The organism is Hyphomicrobiales bacterium (assembly GCA_016125495.1).
Taxonomy (GTDB): domain Bacteria; phylum Pseudomonadota; class Alphaproteobacteria; order Rhizobiales; family RI-29; genus RI-29.
On record WGLQ01000025.1, the window covers coordinates 56,450 to 67,214 of the forward strand.

Annotated in this window: 8 protein-coding genes; 6 read left to right on the plus strand and 2 right to left on the minus strand. The window is 67.9% G+C overall.

Annotated features, from left to right (window positions below):
• Window positions 1–99: 99 nt before the first annotated feature.
• On the plus strand, window positions 100–1,995 hold the full coding sequence (locus GC150_15735; GenBank protein MBI1386358.1) for an ATP-binding cassette domain-containing protein: 1,896 nt from the start codon (window positions 100–102) through the stop codon (window positions 1,993–1,995).
• A 123-nt stretch (window positions 1,996–2,118) separates the two neighbouring features.
• On the opposite strand, the gene GC150_15740 is transcribed toward GC150_15735, so the two are convergent.
• Complete coding sequence (locus GC150_15740; protein ID MBI1386359.1) at window positions 2,119–3,309, minus strand: aminotransferase class V-fold PLP-dependent enzyme; 1,191 nt, start codon at window positions 3,307–3,309, stop codon at window positions 2,119–2,121.
• A gap of 311 nt (window positions 3,310–3,620) precedes the next feature.
• Here GC150_15740 and GC150_15745 point away from each other — a divergent pair, with 311 nt between their 5' ends.
• From GC150_15745 to GC150_15755, 3 genes are all read left to right on the plus strand, one after another.
• A complete protein-coding gene (locus GC150_15745) occupies window positions 3,621–4,451 on the plus strand; it encodes a helix-turn-helix domain-containing protein (GenBank protein MBI1386360.1) in 831 nt (276 codons plus the stop codon).
• A gap of 300 nt (window positions 4,452–4,751) precedes the next feature.
• The gene (locus GC150_15750) at window positions 4,752–5,465 is read left to right on the plus strand and encodes a phosphatidylserine decarboxylase family protein (protein MBI1386361.1); all 714 of its coding nucleotides are present in this window, start codon (window positions 4,752–4,754) and stop codon (window positions 5,463–5,465) included.
• A 52-nt stretch (window positions 5,466–5,517) separates the two neighbouring features.
• Window positions 5,518–5,778 carry a hypothetical protein gene (locus GC150_15755; protein ID MBI1386362.1) on the plus strand — a complete coding sequence of 87 codons (261 nt, stop codon included), beginning with the start codon at window positions 5,518–5,520 and terminating at the stop codon, window positions 5,776–5,778.
• 24 nt (window positions 5,779–5,802) lie between these two features.
• Here GC150_15755 and GC150_15760 read toward each other — a convergent pair whose 3' ends face one another.
• Window positions 5,803–7,092 carry an NCS2 family permease gene (locus GC150_15760; GenBank protein MBI1386363.1) on the minus strand — a complete coding sequence of 430 codons (1,290 nt, stop codon included), beginning with the start codon at window positions 7,090–7,092 and terminating at the stop codon, window positions 5,803–5,805.
• 206 nt (window positions 7,093–7,298) lie between these two features.
• On the opposite strand from GC150_15760, the gene GC150_15765 reads away from it, so the two are divergent.
• Window positions 7,299–9,203, plus strand: coding sequence for an ATP-binding cassette domain-containing protein (locus tag GC150_15765; GenBank protein ID MBI1386364.1), 1,905 nt, complete (start codon window positions 7,299–7,301; stop codon window positions 9,201–9,203).
• Window positions 9,200–10,594 carry an HlyD family efflux transporter periplasmic adaptor subunit gene (locus tag GC150_15770; protein ID MBI1386365.1) on the plus strand — a complete coding sequence of 465 codons (1,395 nt, stop codon included), beginning with the start codon at window positions 9,200–9,202 and terminating at the stop codon, window positions 10,592–10,594. Before GC150_15765 ends, GC150_15770 begins: the two co-directional genes overlap by 4 nt.
• The last annotated feature ends 171 nt before the right edge of the window (window positions 10,595–10,765 follow it).

Genomic DNA, 10,765 nt, shown 5'->3' on the forward strand with positions numbered 1-10,765 from the left:
AACCACCCGGCTTCTCCACGTCCTGGCGCCCGCTCGCATCGCGTGCCTGCCCCCTTGGGCCCGGCGCCATCCGCCGGCACCCGCAAGTCCACCAACGACATGAAACGCAACGATCCGAGCCTCACCGACTACACGCCCTCCGGCAAACCGTCCCCGACCGACGCCCGCGCTTCGCATCGCAGCGTCATGGCCGAGTTGCTGCCCTATGTCTGGCCCGAGGGCCGGCCGGACCTGCGTTGGAGGGTTGCACTCGCCGGCGTGGCGCTCCTCGTTGCCAAGATCATCACGGTGGCGGTACCGCTCGCCTACAAGGCCGCCGTCGACTGGCTGACGGCGCATGGCCCGCTCGGTCAGGACCCGGCCGGAACCCTGGCCCTCGTCGCGATCATGATGATCGTGGCCTACGGCGTCGGGCGCATCGCCATGGTCGGCTTCACGCAGATCCGCGACGTCCTCTTCACGCGCGTCGGCCAGCACGCCGTGCGCTCGCTCGCCAATCGCACCTTCGCCCACCTCCATCGCCTCTCGCTGCGCTTTCACATGGAGCGGCGCACCGGCGGCCTCAGCCGCGTCATCGAACGCGCCATCAAGGCCATCGAGCTGCTGATCCGCATGGGCGCGATGAACACCATCCCGACCATCATCGAGGCGGCGCTGATCGCTGCCATGCTCGCCTGGTATTTTGGCGTCGAATACGTCGTCGTGATCTCCGTCACCGTCGCTCTCTATCTCTGGTTCACCGTCAAGGCGAGCGAGTGGCGGATCACCATCCGAAGGGAGATGAACGACAGCGACACGGATGCCAATTCCAAGGCCATCGACAGCCTGCTCAACTATGAGACCGTCAAGTACTTCGGGAACGAGGGGCTCGAGGCGCGGCGCTTCGACGCCTCCATGGCACGCTACGAGGACGCTTCGATCCGGACGTACTACTCGCTCGGCTGGCTCAACTTCGGCCAGGCCTTCATTTTCTCCATCGGCATGACGATCTGCATGTGGATGGCTGCCGATGGCGTGGTCGCCGGAACCCAGACGGTCGGCGACTTCGTGATGATCAACGCGCTTCTGATCCAGCTCTACATCCCTCTGAATTTCATGGGCATGATCTACCGCGAGATCAAACAGGGCCTGGTCGATCTCGAAACGATGTTCGCCCTCCTCGACGAGCACCCGGAGGTCCAGGACGCTCCCGACGCCAGGCAGCTCGCGGTGTCCGGCGGAGAAGTCCGCTTCGAGGACGTCACCTTCGCCTACGATCCCGAGCGCGTCATCCTCAAGGGCGTGAGCTTCACCGTGCCCGTCGGCAAGATGGTGGCGATCGTCGGTCCATCGGGCGCTGGAAAATCGACCATATCCCGCATTCTTTTCCGCTTCTACGACATCTCGTCGGGACGGGTGACGATCGACGGCCAGGACATCACCAAGGTAACGCAGACCTCGCTCCGCGCTGCGATCGGCGTCGTGCCGCAGGACACCGTCCTCTTCAACGACACCATCTACTACAACATCCGCTACGGCCGCCCCGACGCCAGCCGCGAGGAGATCGTCGAGGCCGCCCGCATGGCCCAGATCGCCTCCTTCATCGAACAACTGCCGGAAGGCTTCGATACCAAGGTCGGCGAGCGCGGCCTCAAGCTATCGGGCGGCGAGAAGCAGCGCGTCGCCATCGCCCGCACCATCCTGAAGGCACCCCCCATCCTGATGCTCGACGAGGCGACCTCGGCGCTCGACAGCCATACCGAAAAGGAAATCCAGGACGCACTCGACCGGGTCGCCCGTGACCGCACGACCCTGGTCATCGCCCACCGGCTGTCGACCATCGTGCACGCCGACAACATCATCGTGCTCGAGAAGGGCCGCATCGTCGAGCAGGGCACGCACGGCGAGTTGATGGAGAAGAAAGGGCTCTACGCCAGCATGTGGAACCGCCAGCGCGAGGCAGAGGAGGCGCGCGCCAAGCTCGCCGCAGCGATCGAGGCGGGCGCCATCCGCTGATCCGGCCGGACCGGCGCCACGCGGAGCAAAAGAGGCAGCCGCAACGGAAAAAGCCGCCGGACCCGCCGGCGGCTTCGAAGGTGTCAAAGGGCCGACGACGGCATTGCGCCGGCCGGGGCCAGCTCAGGCGGCCTTGCTGACCGCAGTGCGAGAGGTCTCCGAGAAATAGGTGACGGCCGCACCAACGCCCGAGCCCGCCTTCACTGGCAGCCCGCAGTCGATCATCGCCATTTCCGCGCCGGCGAGCGAGGAGAGCACCATCAACTCGTTGTTCCAGCCGAGGTGACCGATGCGGAAAACCTTGCCCGCAACCTTGGAGAGCCCCGCGCCGAGCGAGAGACCATAGCCGTTGTAGGCCCGCGCGATGACCTTTGCGGCATCATGGCCCTCCGGCACGACGATTGCGGTCACCGTGTCGGAATTCCACTTGGGCTCCTTGGCGCAAGGCCTCATGCCCCAGGCCGCCACGGCCCGGCGCACACCCTCGGCGAGCCGATGATGACGGGCAAAGACGTTCTCGAGTCCCTCTTCCTCGAGGAGGTCGACGGAGGCACGCAATCCGCGCAGCAGAGTGACGGCCGGCGTATAGGGAAAATAACCCGACTCCGCGGTCTTGAGCATGTCGGAGAAATCGAAGAAGCACCGCGGCAACTTGGCGCTCGCCCGCATGGAGAGCGCCTTCTGGCTGACGCCGACGATGGCAAGACCGGTCGGCAGCATGAACCCCTTCTGCGAGCCCGAGACGATGACGTCGACCGCCCACTCGTCCATTCGAAAGTCGAGCGAAGCGACCGAACTGACGCCATCGACCATCAAGAGAGCGGGGTGGCCGGTCTCGTTCAGCACGCGCCGGACGCCGGCGATGTCACTCGTCACACCCGTTGCGGTCTCGTTGTGGCAAGCGAGCACGGCCTTGATCTTGTGCCCCTTGTCGGCCTCGAGCCGCTGGCGATAGGCCTCGAGCGGCACGCCCTCACCCCATTCGACGTCGACGACCTCGACCTCGAGCCCGAAGCGCTGGCAAAGGTCCACCCAGAGATGGGAGAACTGGCCGAACACCGAGGCCAGCACCTTGTCACCCGGCGAGAGCGTGTTGGCGATCGCCGCCTCCCAGCCGCCCGTGCCCGAGCCTGGAAAGACGAAGACCTGCCCGCTCTCGGTCTTGAAGATGCGCTTGAGGTCCTTGAGCAGCGGCAGTGTGAACTGCGGGAAATCCGGGGCACGATGGTCCTCGAGGGCCACGTCCATGGCCTGGCGAATCCGGAATGGCATATTGGTCGGACCGGGAACGGCAAGGCCCTTGAAACCAGGCATGGCAATCTCCTCGAGCTGTCTGGAGCTTGGCAACGATCGCCCCGACGCGGGCGTCGCCCCACCGTCACGATCGGCGCGGCGACGGCTGCGATAACGCAATCCGCTGCGCCACACAAGCTCGCGGAAACGATTTCCGCATGCATTGATTAGCGACCTGCGCTCGATTGATGCGTCGGCAGGACTGCTTGAGAGCCCTTGGTCCCCCACCCACGGAAACGCGTTTCACACAATTCTGACCTTCCGCGACGGTTGCATCCGGGCGCGGCTTGGTCGAGGGTGGCCCCGACCCGACCCGAAAGAGCGAGCATGACATGCCATCCAAGCGCGCCAAGCCGCGCGGCCGGCCGGCCCAGCGCGAGGCTTCGACAGGGCCAGCCGTACGAGGACTCGACAACGCCCTCGCGCTGCTCGAGGTGATCGCCGATGGCGACGGCCTGCAACTCACCGATGCTGCCCAGCGCGCCGGGATCGCCGCCTCCACGGCGCACCGCATCCTCACGACACTCGCGACCCACAACTTCGTGCGCCACGACGAGGAACGCGACCATTGGCTGATCGGCGTCGCCGCCTTCGAGATCGGCAGCGCCTTCCTGCGCAATCGCAAGGTCCTGGAGGTCGGCCGCCCGCTGATGCACGAACTGATGGAATTGTCGGGCGAGACCGTCAATCTCGCGATCCGCGACGGCGACGAGATCATCTACGTCGCCCAGGTCGAGACCCACAGCCCGATCCGGGCCTTTCAGCGCGCCGGCTCGCGGGCCCCGCTGCACGCCTCGGCGATCGGCAAGGTGCTGCTTGCCGACCTGCCCGAAGCCGCTGTTCGCGCGACCCTCCATCGCACCGGTCTCGAGCGCTTCACGCCGAAGACCATCGTCTCGCCGGAGGCATTTGCCGCCGCGCTCACTGCGGCCCGCGTGACAGGGTATGCGGTGGACGACGAGGAGCGGGTCCCGGGCCTGCGCTGCATCGCATCGGCGGTGTTCGACGAACATGGCGAGCCGCTCGCCGGCCTTTCGCTGTCCGGGCCCCTCTCGCGCCTCACCGACGAGCGCATGGCCGAACTCGCGCCCCAGGTCCGGCGCGCCGCACGCACCCTCAGTGAACGCATCGGCGGCCGAATGCCAACCTCCAGAAGTGAGTGATCGAAAGGGCGAGGTCGGAGACCACAGGTCCCCGTGCACCGCTCCTGGTCAGACGGGCGGCTGCGCCATTTGCCAAATCAACCAAGCTGCCAGGAAGGCCAACACCATGAAAGCCAGCCCAAATGAAAGAGCAACCCTGTGCTTCCTTTTCATGGTCCGCCTTCTCCGGTCGATTGACTGGCGTATAATGCCACCACGAAAGGCGCATGCCTACCTCTGAGAGGTTGCGATTGCTCGGTCACTCGATCAACCACCACAACGTCCACGGCTAACTCGCCTCGTTCGACCCGGGAGCCCAACATGAACGATGAGCGCACCCTGCTCGAGCGGATCGCCGACCTCTTTCCACCGATCCATCGTGACGGCCACAGGTTCCTGGCGCTCGGATTCATCGCCACTCTCGTTCTCTTCCTCCTCTGGAGCCCGGCCGGCTGGCTGGCGGCACTCGCCACCGTCTGGCTCGCCCTCATGTTCCGTGATCCCGACCGGGTCGTGCCGATGCGCGAGGGGCTGATCCTCGCTCCGGCCGACGGCATCCTCGAGCGCATCGAGACATTGCGGCCCGAGCCCGGTCTCGACATCGGGGCCGACGAGCGCATCCGCCTCGCCATCCACCTGTCACCGCTCGATGTCCACGTGCAGCGCGCGCCCGTTGCCGGACGCATCGCCCTCACCCTCTATGCGCCTGGACGCTTCGGTAACGTGATGGCCGAGAAGGCGAGCGAGGAAAACGAGAAGCGCACGACGATCATCGAAACGACGGAGGGCGCACGGGTGGCGGTCGTCCAGATCGCGGGCGGCCTGCGCCGACGGATCGTGAGCTTCGTCACCGAGGGAGCCCGGATCGGCGCCGGCGAACGCATTGGCCTGATCCGGCTCGGCAGTCGCGTCGACCTCTACCTTCCGGTGGGTGCGGTCCCGCTCGTCGCCACCGGGCAGCGCATGTTCGCCGGCGAAACCGTCGTCGCCGACACGCGCTCGCAAGAGGGCGAGCGCTCGACGCGGTTGGTCTGATCGCACGGGGCAGCCAAGGCCGGGCCACGAGGCCCGATGGAGGGTAACGGCGATGCTCACCATCCTCGATTGGCTCGCCGACGTCATCTCCTCGCATTGGGCGGCAGGTGGGCCATGGCGACTCGAAGGGTGGGACACCTTTGCCCGCGAGGCCTATCCGATCGCCGGACGCTATCGTTCGCGGCGCGCTGCCGAATGGGCAGCCGAGCGCTGCCGGGCGCGCATCGAGCGTGAACAACCGAGTGCCCTTTCCGGCGGCGCCGCCGGCATCCAGGACCGCGTCTACGTCAGAGGTCCGGAAACCGGCGGCTAGCAGCTGCGGTAAGCTCCCTTCGGCCTAGCCGAACACGGTCTTTGCCACGAACGCCGCTGCCACGAGTGCGACCGCCGCATTCACCTGACTGAACCGCCCGGTCGCGATCTTGAGGACCGTATAGGCCAGAAAGCCGATGCCGATGCCCGTCGCGATGGAGTAGGTGAACGGCATCATCAGCGCCGTCAGCACCGCCGGCAGGTATTCCGTCACGTCGTCCCAATCGAGCTTGCCGAAGGCGCTCGCCATCAGCAACGCAACGAAGATGAGCGCCGGCGCGGTCGCATAGGCGGGCACGGTGCCGGCGAGTGGCGCAAGGAACAGCCCCAGCAGGAAGAGGACTGCGACGACCACCGCCGTCAGGCCCGTGCGACCACCCTGTTGGATGCCGGCAGCACTTTCGATGTAGCTCGTGACCGGCGAAGTGCCGAGCAAGGCACCGACCACCGTCGCGCTCGAATCGGCAACCAGCGCCCGCTCGATCCGCGGCAGGCGCCCCTGTTCGTCGAGCAGACCACCCTGCTCGGAGACCGCAACCAGCGTTCCCGCGGTGTCCAGCAGGTCGACCAGCAGGAACGTGAAGATGATGACGACCAGCCCGAGCGAGAGCGCGCTCGCGATGTCGAGTTGCAGCAGCGTCGGTGCGATCGAAGGTGGCGTCGAAGCGATACCGCCGAAGTCCTGGAGCCCGAGCACGATCGCTGCCGCCGTGACGGCGAGAACTCCGATGATGATCGCGCCTGGAACCGCGAGCGCATAGAGGGCGGCGATGACGACCAGCCCGGCGACGGCCAAGAGCACCGTGAGAGACTTGAGGTCACCGAGCCCGACGAGTGTTGCCGGATGGTCGACCACGAGGCCCGCCGACTTCAGTCCGATGATGGCGAGGAACAGCCCGATGCCCGCCGCCATGCCGTATTTGAGGCTGCGCGGAATGGAGTTGATGAGCCACTCCCGGAGCGGCGTCACCGAGAGGAGGAGGAACAGCACACCCGCGATGAACACGCACCCGAGCGCGATTTGCCAACTTCCGCCGGCCGCCGGCACGACGGCGAAGGCGAAGAACGCGTTGAGCCCCATGCCCGGCGCCAACGCCACCGGATAGTTCGCATAGAGCCCCATGATGGCGGTGCCGATCGCGGCGGAAAGGCAGGTGGCAACGAACACCGCATCGCGGTCCATGCCTGCCGCCGCCAGGATCTGCGGATTGACGAACATGATGTAGGACATCGCCAGAAAGGTCGCGAGGCCGGCCATCACTTCGCGTGAGACGGTCGTCGCATTCGCCTCGAGGCTGAAAAGACGTTCGAGCATTCCGGATCCCCCACCGATTCGGTTCGTTTCGAGGCAATATTACCCCCCGACACAGCCGGCGGCGACGGCCGCGCACGCCATTGCCCCCGCCGGCCGGGGTTTATCCCCTTGCCACTGTTCGTCTCGAGTACCGCGCCTTCCCCCGGCGCGCGCCCGAGCCGGGCGAGCTTCACCCTTTCTTGAGCCTGCTCTGGGATACTGCGGCCATGGTCTGTCGGCCCGCCGCCAGGCCATGCCCCCGTTCGAGCGTCCCGGAAGTCCACCGCCCCATGCACGCGCCCGCTGAAATCTTCGCAAAGTGCCGCGTCGCGCTCTGGGTGGCGTTCCTCTTCACGGGGTGCCTCAACGTGCTGATGCTCGCCACCCCCCTCTTCACGTTGCAGGTCTTCGAGCGCGTCATCCCGACGGCCAGCATCGACACGCTGATCCTCCTCGTTGCCGTCACCGTCGCCGCGATCGCGGCGCTCGCCCTGCTCGAGGTCGCACGCGATCGCATCCTCGCCCGCACTGGCCACCGCCTGGACCGCCAGATCGCCACTTTCGTGCTGGACGAGGGTCTGCGCGCCGGAACCCCCGGCGACGTCCTCGAGCAACGCGCCAAGGCGGCCATGCTGCTGCGCAACGTCCTCTCGGGGCCGACAATCAGCGCGCTGTTCGACGCCCCGTGGACCCCGGTCTTCATCGTGGTGCTCTACCTGCTGCACCCCTGGCTCGGCATCGTCACCCTGGTCGCGACCGGTCTGCTGCTCTTGACCGCCATTCTTCAGGTCTGGTCGTCCAGCGAACGCTACCGCGACATGAGCGGCAGCTACGAGGAAAGCGAGCGCTGGCGCACCGCCATCACGCGCGATGCGAGCCTTGCCATTTCCCTCGGTCTCGCCCCCGCCGCGAGCGAACGCTTTGCCGATCTCAATCGCGGTCAGATGCTCGAATCGCTCGCCTACGCCGAGGTCAGCGTCTCCATCAAGGCGTTCGCCAAGTTCGTGCGCTATCTCGCCCAGGTCGCCATTTTCGCGGCGGGTGCGGCGCTCGTCGTCGGCGGCGAGATCGGCCCCGGCGCTCTCATTGCCGCCTCCATCCTGATGGGGCGCGCCCTCGCCCCACTCGAGCAATCGGTGATGTCGCTGCGCTGGGTGCGCTCTGCCTGGAACGCGTTCATGCTGCTGCGCCAGATCAAGCCGGACGAAGGCCGCACGCCAACCCGCGGCACATGTGACGAGGACGGCCCGCACGCCCTGCCGGCGCTCCAGCGCGGCGCCATCCGGCTCGCGGGCGTCACCTATTATCATCCCGGCGCCCGTACCCCTGCGCTGCGCACCGTCTCGCTTTCGATCGCACGCGGCGAGTGCCTCGCCATCGTCGGGCCGAACGGCTCGAGCAAGTCGACCCTGCTCGCCGCCATTGCCGGAGCCATATCCCCGACCGCCGGGCAGGCCGAACTCGACGGCGTCGCGATCCGCGAATGGCAGCTCGGCGATCCGCCCGCTCGCATCGGCTACCTGCCGGAAAGCCCGAGCCTTTATGCCGGAACGATCCTCGAGAACATCGCCCGCTTCCACGACGTGCGCCAGATCACGGTCGCTCACGCGGCCATGGAGGCGGGCGTGCACGAACTGCTCTCCGGCCTGCCGCGTGGCTATGAAACGCGCCTCGACGACATGGGCCGCCCACTCACCCCACGCGAGCAGCGCGCCGTCGCCCTCGCCCGCGCCCTGCATGCCAATCCCGAGATCGTCGTCCTCGACACGCCGGAGGCTGGGCTCGACCGGCGCGAGGAACGACGTCTGCACCAGCTCATCGCCGGCCTCAAGGCGCGCGGGGCCACGGTCGTCATGGCCACGCAGCGCCCCGAACTCATGCGCCTTTGCGACCGCATCGCCGTGCTCTCCGCCGGCGCCATCGAACGGATCGGCCCCTGCAACGAGATGCTCGCCCTCCTCGGCGGCGCGGAACAGGCCCCCGCCGCAGTCGCGGGCGAGGCCCGCAAGGCCGGTACGGAACTGACGCGCCCTGTCGCACTGGCGGCCACCCCAGCACCTGGCCAGCCAGCGGCCCCCGCCCCCCAGGCCGCAACCCCGGTCGCGCAGCGCCAGCGGAGGTTCGGGGCATGAGCGCGAACGGCGGCAAGGAACGACCCGGCCGGCAGCTCGGAAACGAGAGCGCGGGCCGCGACAAGAGGCTGGCCAACGGGCGCCTCGGCGCGGCATTGCGCAAACGTCCGCGCGCTGGTGACACCGCGACCGCCGAGGCCGCGCCGGTCGCCGCAGCGAGCCAGAACCGGACCGTTGCCGCGACACGCCCGGCCCCGGCCCGGCACCACCCCGCCATCGTGCTGGAGGCGACCGGCGCCCCCCGGAACGCTAGCTCTCCCGGCGCACCGCGCCAGCGCGCTGCCCGCACGCTCGCCCCCGCTCTGCCTGAACAGCCGGAGCCGGAAGCCTCCCGAACCCTCGCGATCTCCTCCGCGCCCGCGCTCGCTCCCGAGCCGGCGCCCCCGGCGTCTGCCCCGGACCTCGCGCCGGTCGAGGCGCCACGCACGCGCCGCCAGCGGGTCCTTCCCGACCCCGACCGCGCCCTCAACCGCCGGATGCGCACGACCGGGCCGATCCTCTTTGGCTTCGTCGTCCTCCTCGCCTTTGCCGCCGGCGCCGCCTGGTGGAGCGCGGTCGCCGAACTGGAAAAGGGCGCGACCGCCATCGGGCGCGTCATCGTTCAGACCAAGGCCAAGAACATCCAGCACCGCAGCGGCGGCAAGGTCGAGCGCATCCTCGTTGCCGAGGGCCAGACGGTGGCGGCCGGCGACACCATCCTGGTGTTCGATACCGCCAACGCGCGCGAGCAGCTCGACGCGCTGCGCTCCCAACTCACCGTCTCGGCCCGCCAGACGCAATTGCTCGCCCAGGAGATCGAGGCCTACGAGGATCTCCTCGCCCGCCAGCTGACGACCCGTTCGCGCGTCCTGCAGCTGCGCCGTCAGGCCGCCGAGGTGGAAAAGGAGGCGCACCGCCTCGAGGCGCAGATCGCCAACCTCGCGCGCGAGGTCGAACAATCGACGGTGACGGCGCCGGTCAGCGGGCGCGTGCTGCGCCTTGCGGTCTTCGCTCCGGGCGAGGTCATCGCACCGGGCGGCGTCATCCTCCAGCTCGTGCCGGCCGGCGACAGCCTCGAGATCGAGGCCCGCCTCGGCGCCCAGGACGTGGCGCAGGTCCACCCCGGCATGGCGGCCCGCGTCTGGCTCTCGGCCTTCAGCCGGCGTGAGAGCGCGCCACTCGACGCCAAGGTCGCCTGGGTCTCGCCCGATGCCGTCGAGGACGAACGCGCCGGCACCGCGAGCTATGTCGTCCGCCTCGTCCTCACCGACCCGGCGCAGGTGCCGGGCGGGCCCGAGGCCCTGATCCCCGGCATGCAGGCCGAGGCGATGATCGTCACCGGCCGCAAGACCCTCCTCCAGCAGCTCCTCGAACCCCTCACCCGCAGCCTCTCGCGCGCGACCCGGACTTGAGGGGGTTGGGTGGGGGGAGACCGGAGAAACCGGTACGAACCGGGTAGTTCCCTGACAGCATAGACCGGGAGCATTCCTGACAGGTCAACTTGCTCGAATCACCAGGAGATTCGAGCGATGCCCTTCAAGGAGAGCTGTCGGGTGGAAGAGCGTATCGCGTTGCTGCGGGCC